Annotated in this window: 21 protein-coding genes and 1 riboswitch; of the genes, 4 read left to right on the top strand and 17 right to left on the bottom strand. The window is 48.6% G+C overall.

The window, feature by feature from the left end:
* Positions 1 to 9: 9 nt before the first annotated feature.
* Both AC4G46_RS16725 and AC4G46_RS16720 read right to left on the bottom strand, forming a co-directional pair.
* On the bottom strand, positions 10 to 642 hold the full coding sequence (locus AC4G46_RS16725; protein ID WP_491123723.1) for a universal stress protein: 633 nt from the start codon (positions 640 to 642) through the stop codon (positions 10 to 12).
* A 136-nt stretch (positions 643 to 778) separates the two neighbouring features.
* Positions 779 to 1,525 carry an alpha/beta hydrolase gene (locus AC4G46_RS16720; RefSeq protein WP_491128904.1) on the bottom strand — a complete coding sequence of 249 codons (747 nt, stop codon included), beginning with the start codon at positions 1,523 to 1,525 and terminating at the stop codon, positions 779 to 781.
* 220 nt (positions 1,526 to 1,745) lie between these two features.
* On the opposite strand from AC4G46_RS16720, the gene AC4G46_RS16715 reads away from it, so the two are divergent.
* A complete protein-coding gene (locus AC4G46_RS16715; protein ID WP_491123722.1) occupies positions 1,746 to 2,282 on the top strand; it encodes a TetR/AcrR family transcriptional regulator in 537 nt (178 codons plus the stop codon).
* Between the two features lie 93 nt (positions 2,283 to 2,375).
* On the opposite strand, the gene AC4G46_RS16710 is transcribed toward AC4G46_RS16715, so the two are convergent.
* The 6 genes from AC4G46_RS16710 to AC4G46_RS16685 all read right to left on the bottom strand — a co-directional run bounded on the left by AC4G46_RS16710 (position 2,376) and on the right by AC4G46_RS16685 (position 7,039).
* Positions 2,376 to 2,801: a hypothetical protein gene (locus AC4G46_RS16710; RefSeq protein WP_491123721.1), complete on the bottom strand. Its 426-nt coding sequence runs from the start codon at positions 2,799 to 2,801 to the stop codon at positions 2,376 to 2,378.
* 173 nt (positions 2,802 to 2,974) lie between these two features.
* Positions 2,975 to 3,163 (bottom strand): hypothetical protein, encoded by a 189-nt coding sequence (locus AC4G46_RS16705; protein ID WP_491123720.1) that lies wholly within the window; start codon positions 3,161 to 3,163, stop codon positions 2,975 to 2,977.
* Between the two features lie 128 nt (positions 3,164 to 3,291).
* Entirely contained in the window at positions 3,292 to 4,095 is an 804-nt protein-coding gene (locus AC4G46_RS16700) for an ABC transporter permease (RefSeq protein ID WP_491123719.1), read from the bottom strand.
* 3 nt (positions 4,096 to 4,098) lie between these two features.
* Positions 4,099 to 4,878 carry an ABC transporter permease gene (locus AC4G46_RS16695; protein ID WP_491123718.1) on the bottom strand — a complete coding sequence of 260 codons (780 nt, stop codon included), beginning with the start codon at positions 4,876 to 4,878 and terminating at the stop codon, positions 4,099 to 4,101.
* 20 nt (positions 4,879 to 4,898) lie between these two features.
* Positions 4,899 to 5,891 (bottom strand): ABC transporter ATP-binding protein, encoded by a 993-nt coding sequence (locus AC4G46_RS16690; RefSeq protein WP_491123717.1) that lies wholly within the window; start codon positions 5,889 to 5,891, stop codon positions 4,899 to 4,901.
* A gap of 209 nt (positions 5,892 to 6,100) precedes the next feature.
* Complete coding sequence (locus tag AC4G46_RS16685) at positions 6,101 to 7,039, bottom strand: DsbA family oxidoreductase (protein WP_491123716.1); 939 nt, start codon at positions 7,037 to 7,039, stop codon at positions 6,101 to 6,103.
* Positions 7,040 to 7,163: 124 nt separating this feature from the next.
* Between AC4G46_RS16685 and AC4G46_RS16680 the strand changes: the two genes are divergently transcribed.
* Both AC4G46_RS16680 and AC4G46_RS16675 read left to right on the top strand, forming a co-directional pair.
* Positions 7,164 to 7,505 (top strand): winged helix-turn-helix transcriptional regulator, encoded by a 342-nt coding sequence (locus AC4G46_RS16680; RefSeq protein WP_491123715.1) that lies wholly within the window; start codon positions 7,164 to 7,166, stop codon positions 7,503 to 7,505.
* A gap of 68 nt (positions 7,506 to 7,573) precedes the next feature.
* Positions 7,574 to 8,386, top strand: coding sequence for a class I SAM-dependent methyltransferase (locus tag AC4G46_RS16675; RefSeq protein ID WP_491123714.1), 813 nt, complete (start codon positions 7,574 to 7,576; stop codon positions 8,384 to 8,386).
* A gap of 105 nt (positions 8,387 to 8,491) precedes the next feature.
* On the opposite strand, the gene AC4G46_RS16670 is transcribed toward AC4G46_RS16675, so the two are convergent.
* From AC4G46_RS16670 to AC4G46_RS16650, 5 genes are all read right to left on the bottom strand, one after another.
* Positions 8,492 to 10,498, bottom strand: coding sequence for a beta-galactosidase (locus AC4G46_RS16670; RefSeq protein ID WP_491123713.1), 2,007 nt, complete (start codon positions 10,496 to 10,498; stop codon positions 8,492 to 8,494).
* 202 nt (positions 10,499 to 10,700) lie between these two features.
* A complete protein-coding gene (deoD, locus tag AC4G46_RS16665) occupies positions 10,701 to 11,420 on the bottom strand; it encodes a purine-nucleoside phosphorylase (RefSeq protein WP_491123712.1) in 720 nt (239 codons plus the stop codon).
* Between the two features lie 29 nt (positions 11,421 to 11,449).
* Entirely contained in the window at positions 11,450 to 13,198 is a 1,749-nt protein-coding gene (gene ade, locus AC4G46_RS16660; protein WP_491128903.1) for an adenine deaminase, read from the bottom strand.
* Between the two features lie 58 nt (positions 13,199 to 13,256).
* Positions 13,257 to 13,356, bottom strand: a riboswitch (purine riboswitch).
* 46 nt (positions 13,357 to 13,402) lie between these two features.
* The gene (locus AC4G46_RS16655) at positions 13,403 to 14,215 is read right to left on the bottom strand and encodes an AAA family ATPase (RefSeq protein ID WP_491123711.1); all 813 of its coding nucleotides are present in this window, start codon (positions 14,213 to 14,215) and stop codon (positions 13,403 to 13,405) included.
* A gap of 25 nt (positions 14,216 to 14,240) precedes the next feature.
* Positions 14,241 to 14,621: a MerR family transcriptional regulator gene (locus AC4G46_RS16650; protein WP_491123710.1), complete on the bottom strand. Its 381-nt coding sequence runs from the start codon at positions 14,619 to 14,621 to the stop codon at positions 14,241 to 14,243.
* Between the two features lie 118 nt (positions 14,622 to 14,739).
* Here AC4G46_RS16650 and AC4G46_RS16645 point away from each other — a divergent pair, with 118 nt between their 5' ends.
* Positions 14,740 to 15,390 (top strand): nitroreductase family protein, encoded by a 651-nt coding sequence (locus AC4G46_RS16645; protein WP_491123709.1) that lies wholly within the window; start codon positions 14,740 to 14,742, stop codon positions 15,388 to 15,390.
* Between the two features lie 112 nt (positions 15,391 to 15,502).
* On the opposite strand, the gene nagZ is transcribed toward AC4G46_RS16645, so the two are convergent.
* From nagZ to AC4G46_RS16625, 4 genes are read right to left on the bottom strand one after another with little or no spacing between them, the layout of a single operon-like run.
* The gene (gene nagZ / locus AC4G46_RS16640) at positions 15,503 to 17,107 is read right to left on the bottom strand and encodes a beta-N-acetylhexosaminidase (RefSeq protein ID WP_491123708.1); all 1,605 of its coding nucleotides are present in this window, start codon (positions 17,105 to 17,107) and stop codon (positions 15,503 to 15,505) included.
* A gap of 27 nt (positions 17,108 to 17,134) precedes the next feature.
* Entirely contained in the window at positions 17,135 to 18,688 is a 1,554-nt protein-coding gene (locus AC4G46_RS16635; protein WP_491123707.1) for a glycoside hydrolase family 3 protein, read from the bottom strand.
* Positions 18,685 to 19,986 (bottom strand): 6-phospho-beta-glucosidase, encoded by a 1,302-nt coding sequence (locus AC4G46_RS16630; RefSeq protein ID WP_491123706.1) that lies wholly within the window; start codon positions 19,984 to 19,986, stop codon positions 18,685 to 18,687. Before AC4G46_RS16630 ends, AC4G46_RS16635 begins: the two co-directional genes overlap by 4 nt.
* Positions 19,971 to 20,963: an N-acetylglucosamine kinase gene (locus AC4G46_RS16625; protein ID WP_491123705.1), complete on the bottom strand. Its 993-nt coding sequence runs from the start codon at positions 20,961 to 20,963 to the stop codon at positions 19,971 to 19,973. The genes AC4G46_RS16630 and AC4G46_RS16625 overlap by 16 nt, the downstream gene beginning before the upstream one ends.
* Positions 20,964 to 20,980: the final 17 nt, after the last annotated feature.

Genomic DNA, 20,980 nt, shown 5'->3' with positions numbered 1-20,980 from the left:
CTATTGTTCTCACTGGGGCTTAACCCATTCATTTTGTACGATTTTCAAGTATTGTGCCTCTCCGTTGTTCACAATTTTAAAGAGACCCGTATTAAAATCAGTATCAAATTCCCGGAAGAAGGTTCCTTTCGTTACATCGCTGCCGGAAGGCTCTTCCATAAGAATATAACGGTCACCTTTCTTGACCAGATACGCAGTAAAGCCACGCTCGTGCGTTTGCTCGAGCAACTCAGGATATCGCTGTACTGCAACAATATGCAGATCAATGGTGCCGACCAGCTCCATCAAATCATTGATGAAGCTGCCGCGCGTAATCTCCTGCCACCGTGTTTGGCTTGACTGTCCCAGCACAATTTGGGTCACCTTGTTCTCCCGGGCGGTTTCTACGATAACCTGTGCTGTCTTTTTACCGTGGCATTTGCGGTACAGGAATAGTCCCCCTGCATCCTTCGTCTGCTTCTCCCAGCCTGAAAGATACAGCTGGTTCTCCGGGTTGTATTCATTCTCTCCGGTGGAATCAACAGTAAGGACAACAAGTGGAGCCTGAAGCTTTCTGGCCAGCTCGCTCCCTCTCTGAATTAACCGTTGTCCATGCGGGCCATAATGCACACAGACCATAATACTCTCCTTGATCATCCCCATTCGAAACCCTCCATAAGTAAATTATTTCCAGAAAACAACGCAAAAAGAGCCCGCTGTTGGCAGGCTCCTCCGGTTAAAGCGATATACAATTGGCTTTATTATATAGTCCTCTTGAGAGAAAGTAAAGCAAACTTATTTACTGCATTAACCAGCCATCCAACGCCTGAACGACACTCTGCAGCTGTTCATCTTCCGTAATCCCGGGCGTACGGTCACCCTTTTGCATGCCGTACGATCCGAACTGCCCGTGGTTGCCTCCTTCTATGCTGACAAATGTCGTATCCTCGGGAAGGTTGGCTTTGGTCTTCTCCCATTCCTCCCAGTTTAATACGCCGTCATCGGTTCCTGTAATTTGCAATGCGGATAATCCGGCTGCGTCTAAGCTTCCGCCATCATCGGCGTAAGAAGCCAAGTAGAAAATTCCTTCAAGCTTCTCTGCATGTTCCGATGCATAACGGGATGCAAAAGCGCCGCCCAGTGAGTGGCCGCCAATTACAAAAGCTTCATCAGGATGTTCTGCAATGAAGGCATCCGCCCTGTTTTGGCCAAAAATAGCTAAATTGAGTGGCATCTTGGCAATGTATACCCGGTGACCGCGCTCTGCCATTGCTCTGGCGAGAGGCGAGTAGCTTGCAGGTTTAACCAGCCCCCCGGGATAGAATATAATATTGGGCTCCACAGCCTCTACTGCCTGCGGCTCAAACCGGTATCCCTCTTTTACTTTGGTAACACGGACTTGACTGTCGCTTTGCATGGCAGCTTCAGCAAGTTTGGACGGGCTGTATGTAACGGATGATAGATAGACCAGCACTCCTGCCACAAGGGCAACGGCGATTACGCTTGTCCATATCAGTATCTTTTTCCATCTGCTCCTGCGTTTCACCGTATTCAATAGTTAACCACCTTTACTCATAATAATTTTAAATATAAAATTAATTATATTTACCGGTAAGTAAAATTACAAGCAGGTTTTGCTTAATGACGGGTTTTTGTCATAATATATTCATGAAGGAGCGTGTGCAATGCCAGAGAAATCAGCAAAACGCTTACCGGGGAGACCCAGACAGGCGGACACGGATACCACTATGTATCAGACAATTATTTTGGCTGCTGCCGCATTATTCAAGGAATATGGCTATGAATCGGTCTCGCTGCAGCAAATCGGAAAACAATGCGGCGTATCGAAACAAACCATTTATTATCATTTCGCGAGTAAACCCGAATTATTCAAGGTTGCCATGACAACCATGCTTCATAATATCCGGACAGTCACTGCCCGGTTGCTGGATGAAGCTGATCATCTTGAACAAGGTTTGTTGCGCTTGGCAGAAGCCAGATTGGCTAATCCCCATGCCGAGATTGTAACGATGATGAGAGAAGCTGAGAAGTTTCTTGAAGAAGGGCAAATTCTGGCTATCCGTGAAGCTGAGCAGGATATTCATGATTTGCTGGCAGACTATTTCAGGCTTGGCATGAACCGGCAGCTGCTTCGTGAGGAGGACCCGCTGTTTCTAGCCGAGACCTTTTCAACCCTGATGCTGATGGGTAATCGCGAAGATGCCTCCCGGAAGTATGAATCTCCTCTCATCCTCGGTCATAAGCTGGTATCCCTCTTTCTTCAGGGAGCAAAGGCAACTTGATCTGATATCTGTAAGAAGACGCTCCCGTCTCCACAATAATCTGCGGATGGAAGCGTCTTTTCTCAATGGAACTATAGACTATGAATCCATGGCTTAAATTACGCCTTCGCCGCCAATAGCAGCTGCTGTGAATGATATAGGTCCAAACAGACTTAAAGGCAGGATGCTGTCATTTTGAATGACCAGTTCATAGTTGTGGATTCCCAGATAGGGGCCGTCTACCCACTGAACATTCAGTTGAATATCCGTTACCGTCGTAAAGCGGAAAAAGGAACGATAAATGTCGACTCCGGCACGCCGGATTAAAACATAAAATTGACTATCAGCAAGTGCGGTAACACTAAAGCTGCCATTTAACTCGACTCTGCTAGAGAAGGAAGCTGGATTTGACGGAGTAATATTTACCTGTGCTGTGGCTAGTCCCGCCCCGGCCCCAATGATTCCGGCAATCCTTACAACATCGTTAAGAGGGTCTAGCGGGATCAGTGCCTGAGAGCCATAGCTTATAATTGTCGCCATCTATTGATCACTCCATTTCAGGTTTATACGTTATCATATTAGGAATCTTCAATGTTAGCTTGGACTTGTTCACCTTAAATGCTTATGATAGTTTGTCAGCAGGAAGCCGGCCATAAAAAAAATCAACCCATATCAGAATGAGTTGATTACTTATTAGTCAGTTATTTAGATTATCATTTTTGTAACTTTTCAGGGTCTTTTACTTTAATAGAAACAACTTCTCCGCAGTTTGAACAAATCGTATAAATCTTCTCAGAGCCCACCGCCATTTTTTTGTCCAGCGGCCGAAGATTTATGTAATCCGTGGCTTGTACAAACGAACTTCCTCCGCAGCTGGTACATTTCTTTTCAGCAATATCCATATTAACTGTTCCTCCTTATTTATCGATTTCCATCCTCAACTTATGTATGGACGCAAAGCTTACCGCTATAAATATGTAACATTATAAGAGGTTTTTGAAACAATCTATGACTACTGGATCCGTTATAATCAGGCTCCCGGACTCTGGTAAGTCTGCAATCCCTTCTTCCATACGAGCCTGCTAAGGAGAATGAGGATCAGCGCCACAACGGGAATGCACAAAATATATACGATGTTATCCTCAAAGCTGAAGAAATACTGGGAAGGATAAAAGCTGATAAATCCAAACGGCAAAATGGTGGTCAGAATGATTTTGATAGTCAGATTATAAATGTTCAGCGGATACTCAATCAGTCGTTCGATGCTTCCTACCAGTTCATGCAGGGCATTGCTCTTGATGATCCAGAAGGAGGCCGCAGATAAGAGAAACATAATGCAGGTATAGATCATGGTGCAAAAGATCAGGGCAAAAACCAGATAGAGCAGGCCCGCTACTCCGGGAATAATATCAATGTGACTCTCGGCGACTATCATCAGCCCAAGCCCGATCAGATATTCGTCCAGGGGAAGTTCGGTGTTATACCGGCCCGTGGACAGCAGCTGAAAGAAAGTACCCAGCGGACGGGTGATGTAAATATCCAGGCTCCCTTGCCTTATCCAGTATCCAAGATTCAATGTGTTAATGAAGAAGGTGTTATAAAGCGCTCTGATCAGATAAAAGTAACCGAGCATCCAGAAAACCTGATATTTATTCCAGCCTGCAATATGCTCTACTTGGGCGAAAATAATCTCCAGACTCACGACCCCCATAATCAGAATCAGGGCACTGGCAATATTAATTGCTATGAAATCCGTTTTGTATTCTGCATATACAAGCATGTTGGTCCTGAAATAAGACCGGTAACAGCGCAGGTATTTTTTAAAGCCTTCCACCCTTTATCCCCCCTGAATGGTCAGTTTTTTGAAGGCGGCCTTTTGAAGTGGCATGCACACTACGAAAAGAAATATGACCCAAGCCAACTGCTGAAGGATCAGCAGCAAACCTTCCTCTAAGCTGTAGCTCTTCATCATAACGGAGGCCGGCAGATAATAAATAGCCCGGAACGGAAAGAAATAACATAGTTTCAGGAGCCAGCCGGGGTAAAATTCCAGCGGAATGTAGAGGCCGGACAGAATGCTCATGCATGCCATTTTTAGCATATAGATACCGATAATGGACCCTGTCCAGAAGCTGATCAGTCCAAGGATGAAATTCAGGATAAAAAAGATCAGGTAGGCAAAGCCAGCCATAACGATAAACAGCATCACTTGCTTAAAGGATATGGCATCACCGTCTTTGAACAGAAACACGGAAACAAGCGGTATGCTGATAACAGCAGCCTGAAGCAGCCCTCTGCCCAGATCATCGAACAGGTACTTGAACGGAAGCAGCACAGGCTTAACTTTGTCCAGGACAATAGAACCGTCACGGTAGTTTTCCCCAATCCGTTCATCGACTCCATCCCCCAGCAGCTTACGCAGGATATTACCGAACAGGATGTAACAGAAGACGCTGAAAAAGCTTAATTGGGCCAGCTCAGTTTTTCCGCTTCCAGAATAGATCGCGTTCCATAAGAAATACTCTACAAAGAAAATAACGAGTGCAGCAAACAGGGAAGACAAGAAATTAAACTTATAAAAAATCTCCAGCCGGATTCTGGTTTTACTGAAGGCCAAATATTTCATCATCTTCATCATCACTTCTTATCCGGATTTTCATAGAGATAGAGCAGTACACTTTCCAGATCCGGTTTGTCGATGCTGATGCCGGAAAGCTCATTGCTGGACATCACAAACGTAATGATTTCCTTCGCCGGATCGCCTTTTTCATTGATTTTGATCATCCATTGATTGCGGTCCCTGTTCAGTACCTCAATCATATCCCGGTAGGGCCCGAAATCAATATCCGTATCCTCATCCCTGGCAGTCAGGCTGGCGAATGTGGCCGGGTAGTGATCAACGACCTCCGTTGTGGCATTATCCAGCAGAACCTCGCCGTTATTAATGACAATGATCCTCTTGCAGGACTTCTCCACTACACCGATATCGTGGGTGGTCAGAAAGATCGTAGCCTGAAATTGATGATTGAGATAAGACAAAAAACGGTTAATCTGCTTCTTCGTAACAATGTCAAGTCCGATCGTCGGCTCGTCGAGTATGTACAGCTCCGGCTGGTGCAGTAAAATGGCCGTAAATTCGCATTTCATCCGTTGTCCCAGGCTCATCGTGCGCACCGGAACATACAGCAGGCTCTTGATGCCAAAGAATTGATCCGCCAGTTGAAGCGATTCTTCATATTGGTTATCCGATACGGAATACACATCCTTAAGCAGTTCGAGGGAATGGATAAAGGGCAAATCCCATACAAGGCTGCTGCGCTGCCCGAACAAAATGCCAATTTTAGGGGAAATCTTCTTGATGTTCGAGTATGTATTCATGCCATTGATTGCAGCAGTGCCTTCGTCCGGCGGCATAATACCCGCAAGCAGTTTGATGGTAGTTGATTTGCCTGCGCCGTTAATGCCCAGAAATCCGACGAACTCTCCCCTGTTGATGCGTATGTTGATTCCCTTTAGTGCATAGACCTGCTCGTAATCGTTCTTCTGAAAAATGGACCGGAGACCGGTCTTCTTGTCGATCTTCCGCCTATAGGTTTTGGTTAAATTACGGATTTCAACAATGGTATCCATTTGCGGGTTGCTCCTCGCCACAATAGGTTATAATTTCATGTTTCAAACTGTTTTCTGTATACCATATTTATCCTTTTATGTATATGAAAAAAAGTAACTGATTCAAGAATCAGCTGCACGGCTACCCCATCGTTTACCTCACCTTTTCCCCGCACAAAAAAGACAACAGGTCATAAGCCCTGCTGCCTTCTATGTTCCTGATTCTTACATTAACCCGACTTTTCTACATACATTTCATTCATGATGTGCTGGACACGGTATGCACCCTTTGGCAATTCCGAGTCAATAAAGGCTTCTACTTTATCTTCGGCAAGTCCATACATCACTTCAATCTCTTTTGAGAAAAGCTTGTGTCCGCTCTTTAAAAGCTGGGATAAGCCCGGTTTCAGCCTTGGTGTAACCGGATGAGCAATAATTTGCTGAAGCGCTTGTACGTAAGTATCCAAAGGACGGGCTCCGACAACCTTCACACCTTTATTCTCTTCATTGATTATAACAAGGCTAGGAAATCCCCGTACCCCTAAACGCGCTGACAACCGGAAATCCTCATCCAGCAGATCCTGGGCGGATTCAAGCGCTGCTTCATCAAAGATTTGCCGTCCGTCCAGCCCCAACTGGTCAACGATGGTGATCAGTACCTCTTCTTCCCCAATGTTCAGGTTGGATACGAATACTGCCTCCCGGGCGATTCTGAGAAAATCACCTTCTCTGCCTTCATGCTTGCTCTGTATCACCTTGAATACTCTTGACGGCGGATAGGACGAAAGAATAGGATTGGTATGCCACAGCGACCCGTCGATAGGCATACGTGAATGCTCCCCTACTTCTCTCCAGTGCCCGGCAACATCTGCCGGCTTCTGAATTCCGTTACCTCCATCGGAAAAACCATTCCAGCTTGGCAGTAATCCGCCCATTACGATTTTCAGATCAAAATATTGCCCGTACTCCTGAATAAAACGGTTGAGTACAGGCTCTAAAGCCCAGCAATGGGAACAAATCGGATCGGTCACATAATAGAGCGTCACTTTGGTCTCGACCTTATTCAGATCAATAACTTCCATCGGATCTTCACCGGCAACGCCGCACACTCCTGTCTCCAGGTCACACATCATATTGGAATCAGTCATTTCTGCGTCCACACCCTTCATTTACATTTTAGAAAATATCGTTTACTATCGTTTCCATAGTATGATTATATTTTGTATAAATATTTTAACAAGTACTATTATTTATAATACCTAGTATAAAATATATACTAATGGAGGATATCTTATGAAATATGAAATGAATATGGACCAGCTCTGTCCGGCAACCTTTGCTTTTCAGGTAATCGGCGGCAAGTGGAATCTGCCCATTCTCGCTTGTTTAAGTGAGGAAGAAAGTATACGGTACAATGAACTGAAAAGAAGGCTTAGCGGGATTACTGGCACGACGCTGACCAACTGTCTCAAAGACCTCATCGATAACGGAATTGTGAACCGTCAGCAATACAATGAAATCCCTCCGCGGGTAGAATATTCCCTTACTTCCTCCGGCAAGGAGTTAGTTCCCCTTATTCAGTCAATCGTAGCCTGGGGAGAAAGGAACATCCATACGCCGAGAAGTGAGTCATAACATCACAGCCTTTATTGCTCAGAATTCTATATACTGTAAAAGGAAATTATTGTGAGGAGGCTGTGTATTTGGACAAGCAAGCTAATTACAGGACCAATGTTATAGGCGGCAGCGAAGCTGGTATCGCGGTTACGGTTGAGATGGATAAGGAAGCTATACATCAAACGAACAGCTTATTCTGGGATACAAAAGGAAACGAGGTTTTAGGAGCAACAGCACTTCCCTTATATGGAGCCTTCGTCTCAGAAGAAAATCACCAGCTGTTTGGCGAAGTCCGCGGCAAGAAAATTCTGGAGATCGGCTGTGGAAGCGGACAATCCCTTCAATATTTGGGTGAACGCCAGGCAGCAGAGCTGTGGGGTATGGATATTTCTGAGAACCAGATTGATAAAACCCGGCAGCTGCTGGCAGCGCGCGGTATGTCGGCAGAATTGATCTGTTCGCCTATGGAGGACAAATGCGGCTTGCCCGAGGATTATTTTGACATCATCTATTCGGTTTATGCTATAGGCTGGACTACCGATCTTGAGGGGACCTTTGCCCGGATCGCATCTTACCTGAATAAAGACGGCGTATTCATCTTCAGCTGGTCCCACCCGATACATAAATGTGTTGCAGCCGAACAGAATACGCTCGCTTTCAAAAAGAGTTATTTCGATGAATCCTGGTATACGGTAGCACTCGGCGACGATACATTATCCTTATCCGACCGCAAAATGTCCACCTATATTAATGCGCTCGCCAAAGCAGGTTTTATCATTGAGCAGATGGTTGAGGAGTCGGATGATTCTTTGCTCGAGGCTCAGGGTGATAACAGTGATTTTGCGAAAAAAGCAAAAGTGCTGCCTGTAACGTTTGTAATTAAGGCAAGAAAGCTGTAGTCAAAATAAGGCTATGCTCTTACCCTCGGCGGGGAGCATAGCCTCTTTAAGCTGTCCGTCTGCCTTTATAAAAAAGCTCCGGTCATATGAATGTCTCCTGCTCGCCTAAATTTCTTCGAGAATCATAAAACCCCAGGGCTCAAGCTCAACTGTTGCCCCCGTAGCTATTGGCTGGTTGCTGAGCAGTTCAGTTCCATCACTATATGGATAGGTGAAAGACTGCTTGCCTTCTGAATAGTTAAAATAATAACGGATCGTGTGTCCAGCCTGATTCTTGCCTGACTTAACAATCAGCGGGAAACGGATATTCTGATCTTCCCCCCACAGTCCTGCCTCTTTACTTGCCCGTTCCAGCACCTTGCCTGTAACCTCTGGAGTGGTGAGACAACCGATATAAGTGGCAATCCCTTTACCGTAGCGGTTCTCCGTTATAGCTGCATACTTACCCCAGTGAGGATGATCGTACCAGGCCAAAACTTCAGCTGTAGTTGGAGTGATTAACTCCATCCATGTGTCCACGGCATTAGTCTCTTCGCCGGTGCCAAACGGATCATCTTTCAATTTGACCGCACTCGGCGTAACAAACTGACTGTATTGGATGCCGCAGGCTTTTCCGATGATCCCCGGCTGTACCGTGTTTCTGACTTGGATATGCTCGTTCGCGAACCCGCTTTTGAATGTATAGACGATGTGGCCCCCATTTTCCACGTAACGGTTTAACCGTTCCAGAAGCTCATCTGAAGCCGCATATAGAGCCGGGACAACAATCAGCTTGTATTTGGCCAAATCGTTAGCCGAACCGGGATGCAGCAGATCACAGCCGATGTTCAGCTCATACAGACGGTCATACAGCAAGCGGACAATATCATTGTAGTCAGTCTGGCCGCCGGGGAGTTTGAACCATTCCATTGAGGTCAGCGCTTCGTTGCTTACAAGAATGGCGGCTTCATTCGTGATCTGTAAATCGATTAATCGCGGCGACAGCCGGGCAAAATCTTTGCCGATGGTCATAGCTTCCTCGTAGGTTGGATTGGTGTCCAGATCGTGGCTGAGTAAGCCTTTCCAATACGTCTCGATCGAATTGTGAATGGAGTGCCAGTGCCAGTATTCCACCATATTCGCTCCTGACGCCAGATGGCTGAATGCCTGCAGCCTGAGCTGCCCCGGGTAAGGAGTCCATTCCGGAAAAGCTTGGGCCTGTGTCTCGAGTACAAAGTAATTTTGCTGCTTGAGCGAGCGCGTCAAGTCTCCGCCAAACGATATTTCCTTGCCGGTCAGCTCATCGCGTGAAGGATGATAGATATCCACCCCGGCAATATCCAGCGCCGCAGCTGCTGCAAAATGATCGACATCAGGCTGTACGCCGAAGGAATGGCCTTTCCAGGCAAAGTCAAAATTGTGAGTGACAAACTGGCCCGCCTGTTTGTATTCATTTACAATCGAAACCTGCCAGGCCAGAAAATCAGTAACCAGCTGCCGCTGGAATCCCGCGAATTCTGCACCAAGACTCCCGTTGATCGTGCCGACGACAGACGGAAAGTCTTCCCAGCTGTTGATCCGGTTGCTCCAGTAGCTTAGTCCAAACTCCTCGTTCAAACGTTCGATGGTTCCGAATTTCTCTTTGATGTATTTTACAAATTTGAACTGGACGTTGTGGCCGCTGGTCCCGTAATGCTTCGTTTCATTATCTACCTGATAACCGATAACGGCCGGATGCCTGCTGACCCGGCTCATTAACCGGCGGATGATCCGCTCCGCATAGAAAAGATATGCAGGGCTGGTAATGTCCATTATCTGACGGGAGCCATAGCGGCCCGGGCCGCGTGAGGTTTCAGCCAGCACCTCGGGATGCTCCTTGACCATCCAGGTGGGAACGGCATACGTAGGTGTCCCTACAATTACATGAATTCCTGCTTCGTGCATGGCATCCAATACACGATCGACGCTGGTAAAATCGAATACGCCGTTTTGGGGCTCATGGGTGCTCCAGGTGGATTCGGCAATCCGTACCAGATTAATGCCGGCAGCTTTCATCATCCGGATATCCTCTTCCAGCCGTTCATAAGGCATGTACTCGTCATAATAGGCTACGCCATACAATAATTCCTGCACACTGAACATCTCCCTTTATTAATTAAGTAATAATTATATTAATATAATGAGTTACTCTTCTATATTAGAATTAGGCTTGTCATCCTTCAATGATAAAATCCTGCGATTATATGATTATCATGCCATGAGAGCGGGTTTGCTTTTTGCGCATATAAAAAACCCGCAATCCTTGTGATTGCGGGAAATCAGGTTCAAATGTGATTTAAGCCAGCTCTAATGCAATTTCCATCATTTTGGTGAAGGAGGTCTGGCGTTCTTCAGAGGTTGTTTCCTCTGCGCGGAAAATGTGGTCACTGATTGTCAGGATGCACAGGGCATTAACGCCGGCTTGGGCAGCATTTAAATACAGCGCTGCTGCTTCCATCTCGATACACAGGACCCCCATATCCTTCCACTTTCCTGCGGCAGACTTGTCCGCATTATAGAAAGTGTCACTGGTCAGAATATTGCCGATGTGAACCTTCTGTCCTTTTTCATCAGCCGTTTTCTTGGCCTTTTCTAACAATTCATAGGAAGCAGTAACGGCATATTGTCCCGGCAGATTAAATTGGGAAGCGTAGTTCGAGTTGGTCGATGCTCCCAGCCCAAAGACGATGTCATACAGATTCAGGTTGTCCTGTAACGCACCAGCCGAGCCGATACGGATCAGGTTCTTCACGCCGAATACATTAATTAACTCCCATGAATAAATACCGATACTCGGAACGCCCATGCCTGTACCCATGACAGAGATTTTCTTACCCTTATAGGTTCCGGTATATCCGAGCATGCCACGAACCTCGTTGAATTGTACCGGATTCTCCAGATAGGTCTCGGCAATGAATTTTGCACGCAGCGGATCTCCCGGCAGCAAAATCGTCTCGGCAATTTCAGCTCCGTTTGGCTTGATGTGCGGGGTTTCTTTAAATTGGGATGAACTCATGCTTACACAGCTCCTTCAATGATGTTTGTTTACTTAATTGAAACGTCAATATGAGAAAAGGATGCAAATTCAAATAATCCTTTATCCGTTAATTTTAGCTCAGGTATAACGGGTAGTGTCAAGAAGGACAACATTAAAAAAGGATTGAATGCTGTCGTTGCTCCGATTTCCGCAAGCGCTCTGTTTAATGTCTTTATTGACTTATAAACGGACTTATATTCGAGATTGGACATTAAACCTGCAACAGGAAGCTTCAAACTAGCCAATACCTCCCCGCCGTTCACAACCACCAGCCCGCCGTTCATTGCTGTTACCTGTTCTATGGCAGTGAGTATTTCCTGATCGGACGTGCCGACGGCTACAATGTTATGTGAATCATGAGCGATGGTAGTTGCTATAGCGCCCCGTTTCAGCTGAAATCCTTTTACGATCGCAGTCCCGACATTCCCTGTTGCTTTATGCCTTTCAACAACGGTCAATTTCAATTGATCTCTCTCAACCGAAATGGAAAACATCCCGTTATGCATATCAACATGCTCTCTCCGGTGACGGGTAACCAGACTGTCAGGAATCGCTTCGATAACATTGCACAAGGTGGATCCAAGAGGAATCTCCAGATCTTTTAAGGACACCGGTTCTGCGTTAATATCGGGAAGTGAAGCGACTTGCCCTGCAGCTGAAAAGGATTCACGGAAGGTTCCTTCAATGGTTGTTCCCTTATCAACAATACATTTCCCTTTTTTGTATACCTGATGGATGGAGATACTGCTCAGGTCATCCAGCAAAAGAAAATCCGCCTGATAGCCGGGGGCTACAGCTCCAATATGCCGCAGTCCAAAGCATTCAGCTGCATTTAATGTAGCCATCTGTATGGCTGTAACCGGATCTAACCCCTTCTGTATGGCCAGCCTTACGATATGATCTATACTGCCTTCCTCTATTAAATCGTCCAGAAGCATATCATCTGTAACGAACAGGCATCTCCGGGAATTCTGTGCATTGACAACCGGCAGTAATGCCTCGAGGTCTTTGGCAACTGTACCTTCTCTTATCATTAGATACATGCCAAGATCAAGGCGGTCTTTTGCTTCCCGGCTAGTGATGCTTTCATGATCGGTCCGGATACCTGCAGACAGGTAGATGTTCAATTCTTCCCGGCTAATTCCGGCTGCATGACCATCAATACATCCGCCATTCACTTGTGTCATTACCAGTTTGTCTACCATTCCCTTTGCTGCGTTGGAGACCGAAGGGAAATCCATCACCTCGGCAAGACCCAGAACCTGCGGATCATCCATAAAAGGCAGCAATTGCTCCGCCTCCAGAGTGGCTCCGTTGCTCTCGACAGTTGTCGCCGGAACACACGAAGGAAGCATGACAAAGATGTCTAACGGCACTCCCTTGGCATTATCCAGCATAAATTGAATACCTTCAGCCCCGGCTACATTTGCGATTTCATGAGGATCAGTTATGACGGTTGTTACGCCATGCTGAAGCACAACCTTCGCAAATTCTTTTGGCAGCAGCATGGTACTTTCAATATGAACATGCCCGTCAATAAACCCTGGAACTATGGTTTTCCCTGTAGCATCAATTACGGTCTTGCCTTCATAGGAACCGATTCCTGCAATCATCCCATCAACGACTGCGATATCACCTCCCATCAGTTCCCCGGTGAAGACATTGACCAGGGTGCCATTTTTAATGACCAAATCTGCGGGAAGCTGTTTACCGGCTACCAGAATACGTTTTGTTAATGCTGAAGTGTTCAGTGACATCATGTTTGCTCCTTACATCGTTTGATGATAAACAAAAAAATCCTGATCACAAATAAATGTACGCTGTACATTTCCTTGTAATCAGGATTTTACGGTTCCTGGTAGAGACCCTTATACCATATCTATAAGGTTATACGATGAAATTATAAAAGGATTATAACCAGAACGAAGAGGTTTTGTAAACCAAATCTGTTTAACTTGGAACTAACCGTTATCAAACAAATGCTTATGCTTGTCAAAAAACTGCTGAAAGAACCGGACATTGTCCAGTTCATACCATTCCGCTGTCTGAAGCGGCCGGGCATCCAGATTATAAATTTTGGCATGCAGCGTGCCTAATACAAAGGGAGAATGAGTAGCAATAATAAATTGGCTGTCAAAATGCCGGGCCAGCTCATTTATCCGCTCCGCCATCCGGATCTGGTTGGGTGGAGATAGCGAGGTTTCCGGCTCGTCCAGCAGATACAATTGCCCGGGCATTAAAGAATCCTCGAACACCTGCAGAGAGGTTTCCCCGTTGGAGTATTTTTCCTGCGAAAACTGAATATTTGCCAGCTTCTGCTTAAACTTGTACGAAGTCTCGTACTCCTGTACCTGAGCCTCGTTCATCCCCTTGCTCCTGTGCTCATGCAGCAGTCCCTCACGCAGCACGGAAGCCTGCTGGATCTTCTTGATCTCATACAGAATATCCTCGGATTTCAGGTATCGGCTGCCCTCCGGAAGCCGGCTGATTTCATGCTCCCGCTCATTAAGGCCAAGCTGGAAGCTGCTTAAGTCAAGAAACTGCTGGGCAAACAGACTAAACTGGCTTGCCAATTTTTCGGCTCCGTTAATTCCAAGCTTGTTGGAGATGACATTCAGCAGAGTGGATTTACCGCTGCCGTTACTGCCATACAATACAGTAATCCGGTCAAACACAAACACCTCACCGGCCATATGCCTGAACACATGATCAGGATAGATGTTAGGATTCCGGCTCGTATGGTCAGACAGTGTGAAGGATCTCAAATAAATCATTGCTGTGCTCCTTTTGCATATTGAATCAGCTCACGGTTCTATCATACTTTCCGAACCCGTTCTCACAGGTGATATCTGTTTGCAGGAGTCCGTAGAGCGTTTGTTTGGCATTCTCCAGATTTAGCTGGGCTGCTTCTATCTCTGTTATTTTTTCTTTAATTATGCGTGCTTGCTCTTCCTTGGATATTCCCTTTAACGAGATCATAGATTTAATGTCGTTGATTGTAAAACCGACCGCTAAACAATTTTTCACAACCTGCAGGTAGTCAATGATTTCAGAGGAATAATTCCGGTAGTTGTTCTGTTCCCGCAAGATGTACTCATCAGTAATAATACCCATTTTCTCATAGTAACGGATAGTGGATATTGGCAGTTCAACCCTTTGTGCTACTTCACTAATTTTCATAAAAATCACCTCATCTAAACTCTTGCTATAAAGTATACTTCATAGTTTACAATCCTTCTAGTGAGCATAAGTCACATTCACACACCTCACAAATCCAATCCTGAAGGAGCTTGTTTATATGAATACAATTACCGGGAAATACCATGAGACAAATGATTTTAATGAAATCGTCTTGGAGCGCCGGTCCGTTAAAGTGTATGATCCTGAAGTAAAAATCAGCCGGGAGGAAATGACCGAAATACTGGCAGAAGCCTCCCGTGCTCCTTCCGCAATAAATATGCAGCCATGGCGTTTTCTTGTCATTGACACACCTGAAGGGAAAGAGAAGCTTGCGCCGCTGGCCTCATTCAACCAGACGCAAGTGCTGACTTCCTCAGCTGTAATTGCAGTATTTTACGATGCTAACAATACCGAATACATGGATGAAATCTTCGGCAAATCCGTTGAGCTTGGATATATGCCTCAGGAAGTTATGGACATGCAGCTGCAGCAAGTGAAGCCTTATTATGCCAGCATGTCTGCAGCCGAACTGCGTGATGTGAACCTCATTGACACTGGCCTTATCTCGATGCAGCTAATGCTTGTTGCACGTGCTCACGGCTATGATACTAACGCAATGGCTGGTTATGCCAAGGAACAGATTGCTGAAGCATTTGGCCTGGACAAGGCACGCTTTCAGCCGGTAATGCTAATTTCAATAGGTAAAGCAGCCAAAATGGGCTATCCGTCCTACCGTTTGACGGTTGATACAATTACAACCTGGGCATAAACCGCAGTTGCACCTAAATGGAAAAGACCCGTAGTAAATACGGGTCTTTTTAAATATAGAATTACTCTTCCGGAGCAACCGACATCTTTTCACTTTTCACAGATAAGATTAATCAGCTTACAATACCCGATCCATAGGCAAAAGCGCCAACCGTTACCGGAAGTACACCGCGGGTGATGCTTTGTCCTGCCAGCACCTTGGCCACAGACTGCATTGCCAGTGGTTTGTTCTCATATGAAGCAATATAGGTGCGTATCCCGGTAACAGCGGTAAAATCATAAGGGTTGCGCACTGCCACAACTATCAGCCTGCATCCTGTCCGTGCTGTAAGCTCCAGCAGAATCTGGCGTTGACCGGGCGAAAAATCGGCGTTGTAGGTCGCTGCCACAATCTGAGTAAAAGAACGGCTCTCCTCCAGCACCATTGCGATCTCTTCAACCGAAGGGTCAACGTCGATAATTCGTTCAGTGACCCCGTCATAATAAGGCTTCAATGCCTTTCCGAGTGTCATTTCCTCCTGCAGCGCTTCGACTACCTCATGATTGACCCGGACCTCCGGCCAGATGACATAGATGCCTTCATGTTCTGCCAGCGGAAGCTGGCCGTCGTCACATAATAAGGTAATGCTCTGTTCGCTGAGGGCGCGCGCGGTTTCAACCGATGCTTTGGAAGCCAGCTGCTGCTGAATAGCCGGGAAGGGTTCCGGCTCTGCTCCGGTAATTCCCCGTTTAGCCTTTAGGCTTGTCAGCCGATGCACCGATGCATCGATTCTCTCCTCGGAAATTTCTCCCTTCATAACCGCCTGTATTACGGCTTCGATTGCTTCTACCTGCCAGTTAAATGTATGACTGACCAGAATCAGGTCAGCCCCGGCTTGGACGGCCTGCACCGCTCCAGGCCCGACTCCGACGGTCTGCGAAATAGCGTTCATTTCCAGACAATCCGTAACGATAACGCCATCGAAGGCCAGTTCTCCGCGCAGCAGTCCGGTAAGGATATTGCTGGAGAGGGTTGCCGGTATGGATTCATCTTCATAGGCTTTGAATACAACATGTGCGGTCATGACCGCATCGACACCTGCTTCAATGATCTGCTGAAAGGGGAGCAATTCTACTTCTGCCAGCCGTTCACGGTTGTGGCTGATGGCGGGAAGGGCGAGGTGGGAATCGGTATCGGTATCGCCATGTCCCGGAAAATGCTTGATCGTCGCCGCCACGCCCGCTTCCTGATAACCGGCTGCAGCCGCATTCCCCATCTCGCTGACTAATAACGGCGATTCCCCATAGGAGCGTACTCCAATGACGGGATTAGCCGGATTGTTGTTCACATCTACGCAAGGTGCAAAATTCATGTTAATGCCCAAATGACGCAGCTCTGCCCCTGCAATTAATGCAGCCTGCCGCACGCCTTTGGTATTGCGGGTAGCACCGAGTGCCATATTGCCCGGCATCAGAGTGATGCCGTCCTCGATTCTGGCGACCATGCCTCCCTCCTGGTCAATTGCAATCAGCAGCGGCTCTGCGGCAGCCCGCTGCAGCGCAGCTGAACAGGAATAGACCTGCTCAGCCGTCCCTATATTGCGCCGGAAATAGATGATACCGCCAATATGATAATCCCGGATCAGCGTCAGAATATCCGCATTTGGTGTTTTGTCCATAAATCCGCACATGAACATCTGTCCGACCTTTTGACGGAGGCGGATGCTTGCTGCTTCCATTTGATCTTCAGCCCCTTTGATCTTGAGTTATGGCTCTGTTACTCCGGTTGCCAGGATATCAGCCAGTGCCTCCAGCGAATAGGCTGAGGTTCCGCATACCAGGATGACCGACGCTGCGTCCGGCAGCTGTCCGGCATCATACGGATTACGCAGTACGGCGGCAATGAGGGGCTTGGTTCGGGCAATGGCTTCCGCCAGATCCAGCTGCCCGCGGAAGATGTGGGCGTTCCACGTGCCCATGATAACCGCATCATATTCCTCAAGCTCAGCTGCAATTTCCAGGATGGCTCCGGATTCGGGGTTGTTCGGGATGGTTTTTGCTGTAAGCTCAACCCCCCGCCCGCTTAGCAGCGCATCCAGCCCCAGTCTGCCGCTGTCGGTATTGTCTGCCAAGGTCAGCTTCTCCGGCCGGGGCAGCAGCAGCAGATAACGGAGGCCCGCTGTCAGCGGCAGCTGCTGCCGGGGGTCGCGCTGCAGCTTCACGGTTCTGCGGGTCAGTTCTGCTGTCCTGTTCTCCCACTCCCCTCGCGGCAGAGGATTAGCATGGCGGCTGAAGTAGAGCATGCGCTGCTCAAGCCGGGCAATCCGCTGCAGCGATTCATCAATTCCGGATTCGGCAAGCCGGCCTTTACGCACCGCATCAGCAATCCCGCGGATCACGCGGTCCTGGAACTCCGGCGTATGGCACATCAGAATCAGGTCATTACCGGCAGCGACTGCAAGCTCACCAATCCTTTCCGGCTCATATGTGTTCCGGATGGCCCCCATTTCAACATCATCGGTGCAGATTACGCCCTGAAACCCCAGCTCATTACGCAGCAGCTGTGTGACGAAATAGCGGCTCAAAGAAGCAGGCAACCCCTCTGCCTGAGGAATATCCTTGAATACGATATGCGCCATCATGATGGCATCGCATCCTGCGGCTATAGCGGCAGCGAACGGTTGCATCGGAACGTCCCTCAGCTCCTCCAGGGTCAGACCGCATACGGGCAGCTCAATATGCGAATCGCCATCGACCTGTCCATGACCGGGAAAATGCTTGGCGGTTACGGCGATTCCCGATTCATGCATCCCCCGGATATATGCAGCGCCAAGCTCCGCTACTGCCGCAGGCTCTTCCCCGTAGGAGCGGACGCCGACCACGGGATTCGCGATGTTGGTATTCACATCCAGCACCGGCGCCCAGTTCATCGGGAGGCCTAGCGCAGCCAGCTGGCTGCCGATGAGCCTGCCCTGCAGGAAGGCTGCTTCGGGATCACCGGTCAAGCCGACTGCCCGGTTGCCCGGCACATGCGGGTAAAACGCCTTGAGGTTGGCAAGGCTTCCCCCCTCTTCATCTATGGAGAGATAATAGGAGGAACTAATCCCCAGTCTCCCGGCAGTGTCTTTTATACCCCGGATAAGACCGCGCAGCTGGTCTTCGTGCTCTATGTTGTGCGGAAATAACCCCATTCCGCCCGCTGGGAAGGCTTCAAGCCTTGCCTCAAGCTGCGGGTTTGCTTGCCGGGAAGGCAGCCCGGTGACGCACATCCGGGCAATTTTTTGTTCCAGTGTCAGGGAAGCTGTTGCGGCTGGCTTCATAAATAGAACCCTGGAAGATACGCCTTGTTCTGCTCCAGCATCTCATCCAGCATTGCCTCTGCCGCATTGACTGAAGGCACAAGCGGATGATGGGCAAGCGCCAGCAAGGCAGTAGCACGGCTGCCGGTTACAGCAGCTTCAATTGCCAAGCCTTCATAGGTTTTGACCGCATGAATCAGGCCTTTGGCCGCTTCCGGTACAACAGTAACCGGCATGGCGACAGGTCCATCCTTGTGCACTTTGCAATTGACCTCAATACAGGCATCATCCGGCAGAAAATCAAGAATGCCCCGGTTAGGAACATTCAGTGTCTGAATATCACCGGAATCATTATACAGCGAGTTCATCAGCCGGACTGCGGCTTCCGAGTAATAGGCTCCTCCGCGCTGCTCCAGCTGCTTAGGCTTTTCGGCCAGCTCCTCGTCCTTGTACAGCTCGAACAGCTCATCCTCCAGTCGCTGCACCGTTTCTGCCCGTGTCTCTCCCCGGGCTGCAGCTTCCTGCTGCTCCGCCAGAATTTCACGGTGCAGATAGAAATATTTCAGATAATAGGAAGGAATCGCCTTAAGTGCTGACAGCAGCGTCGCATTCCAGTCATACTGCGGAACATTGCGGGCAGAATAGCCGTCCCGGTTCGCCAGCAGCTCAGGCAGCTTGGATTCACCGTCAATGGTAATGGTGCTGATCCAGTGCAAATGGTTCAGGCCGGCAAATTCACAATATATCCGTTCAATCGGCACCTGATACAGCTCCGACAGCCACTTATAGGCGGCTATCGGAGAGTTGCACAGGCCGATGGATTTGATGCGGGAATGCTTATGAATAGCCTCGGTCACCATGCCTGCAGGATTTGTGAAGTTTAGCAGCCATGCGTCCGGGCAAAGCTCCTCCATGTCCCTGGCAACCGCCAGCAGCACCGGAATCGTGCGCAGTGCCTTCATCATCCCTCCCGGGCCAGTCGTTTCCTGACCGATCATCCCGTATTTCAGCGGAATGGTCTCATCCCAGCCGCGGGCTTCCAGCCTGCCAACACGCATCTGTGTAGTGACAAAGCTGGCATCCGCCAATGCTGAGCGCCGGTCAAGTGTGAGACTGAGCTCAATCGGCAGCCCGGATCTGGCAATCATCCGCCGGGCCAGCTCTCCGACGATGGACAGCTTGTGGAAGCCCTCCTGTATATCAACGAGAACAATTTCTGTTACCGGAAAAGTAGCGTAGTTCAGGATAAACCCCTCAATTAATTCCGGAGTATAGGAGGAGCCCCCCCCGATTACCGCCACTTTCAGTCGCTCTGCCATACTGCATTCGCCGCCTTTACAGATAAGGTATGTTGTAACTGCTCATAGACCGCTTCTTCCACCTGAATCCCCGATTTCTCCATTGCCATAAGCAGCGCACCTGCTACCGGCTCTTGTGTCAGCATTTGCAGGGTACAGCCGGGAGCAACAAGGGATACTGTCTCTGCAATATAAGGGACAACATACTTGCTCTCCCCGCGGGTCAAAATACTGCCGGCAAGCACCAGATCGAAGGTGTCCTGCTGCATGCCGAGCCTGCGGATCACTGCACTGGCCGCAAGCCCCAGCTCTTTTCCTTGCCTCTGCAGAATATTACGTGAGGTTTCATCCTCTGCAGCGACCTCGAAGAGCAGCTTGGCGATCTCATGCGGTACACGCAGCCCGTGATCGAGATAATAATGAAACATCGCTTCTTCAGAAGCGTAGCCAAGCTTGCTCAAGACCGCCTGGGCCAGCCGTGTAGGCCGGCCGCGTCCCTCCCAGGCACGGATCACACTGCGGAAGGCTTCCACTGCCAGATCCGAGCCTCCGCCGAAATCGCCGAAGGTATACCCGAAGCCGCCAACCTGCAGCTCCTGCCCACTGCGGTTGATACCGTAGCAGTTGGTTCCGGTCCCGCAGATAACCACGGCGCCATAGGACTGCCGGGTCCCGGCCCGAAGGCCGATAACGGTATCGCATACGATGGAATGGGGTTCCATGCCCATTCCCGCTATCATCGGACGCAGAATTTTAAAGTCAGCTTCCCGGTCAGCTCCAGCCAGTCCGAATACTGAATATGTGACTTGCTCTTTGCGGAGGCCCGCGTGGAGGAGAGCTTCCTCCACCGCCTCCCGGATGTTGATTTCGGCCCTTTCGGCCCCTGTCTGATGGTTGCCGCATCCGCTTGCGCCGCGTCCGGTAATCCGGCCTGCGGCGTCGGATATGACGGCCAGTGTTTTGCTGCCTCCGCCGTCAACGCCCAAGTAATAGTTCAAGGTCTCCCGCTCCTGTA

It is taken from the genome of Paenibacillus sp. fava2, assembly GCF_058313675.1.
Note: the sequence above shows the minus strand (reverse complement) of the source record. Positions and strands in the feature narration are given on the sequence as shown.

Bases quoted from the DNA above. Each gene is read 5' to 3' on its own strand.
- AC4G46_RS16690 (WP_491123717.1), bottom strand. From the start codon at position 5,891: ATGGATACCATTGTTGAAATCCGTAATTTAACCAAAACCTATAGGCGG.
- ade (WP_491128903.1), bottom strand. From the start codon at position 13,198: ATGTCACTGAACACTTCAGCATTAACAAAACGTATTCTGGTAGCCGGT.
- deoD (WP_491123712.1), bottom strand. From the start codon at position 11,420: ATGAGTTCATCCCAATTTAAAGAAACCCCGCACATCAAGCCAAACGGA.
- AC4G46_RS16645 (WP_491123709.1), top strand. From the start codon at position 14,740: ATGAATACAATTACCGGGAAATACCATGAGACAAATGATTTTAATGAA.
- AC4G46_RS16685 (WP_491123716.1), bottom strand. From the start codon at position 7,039: ATGAAGGGTGTGGACGCAGAAATGACTGATTCCAATATGATGTGTGAC.
- AC4G46_RS16680 (WP_491123715.1), top strand. From the start codon at position 7,164: ATGAAATATGAAATGAATATGGACCAGCTCTGTCCGGCAACCTTTGCT.
- AC4G46_RS16710 (WP_491123721.1), bottom strand. From the start codon at position 2,801: ATGGCGACAATTATAAGCTATGGCTCTCAGGCACTGATCCCGCTAGAC.
- AC4G46_RS16655 (WP_491123711.1), bottom strand. From the start codon at position 14,215: ATGATTTATTTGAGATCCTTCACACTGTCTGACCATACGAGCCGGAAT.
- AC4G46_RS16630 (WP_491123706.1), bottom strand. From the start codon at position 19,986: ATGGCAGAGCGACTGAAAGTGGCGGTAATCGGGGGGGGCTCCTCCTAT.
- AC4G46_RS16650 (WP_491123710.1), bottom strand. From the start codon at position 14,621: ATGAAAATTAGTGAAGTAGCACAAAGGGTTGAACTGCCAATATCCACT.
- AC4G46_RS16635 (WP_491123707.1), bottom strand. From the start codon at position 18,688: ATGAAGCCAGCCGCAACAGCTTCCCTGACACTGGAACAAAAAATTGCC.
- AC4G46_RS16725 (WP_491123723.1), bottom strand. From the start codon at position 642: ATGGGGATGATCAAGGAGAGTATTATGGTCTGTGTGCATTATGGCCCG.
- nagZ (WP_491123708.1), bottom strand. From the start codon at position 17,107: ATGGAAGCAGCAAGCATCCGCCTCCGTCAAAAGGTCGGACAGATGTTC.
- AC4G46_RS16705 (WP_491123720.1), bottom strand. From the start codon at position 3,163: ATGGATATTGCTGAAAAGAAATGTACCAGCTGCGGAGGAAGTTCGTTT.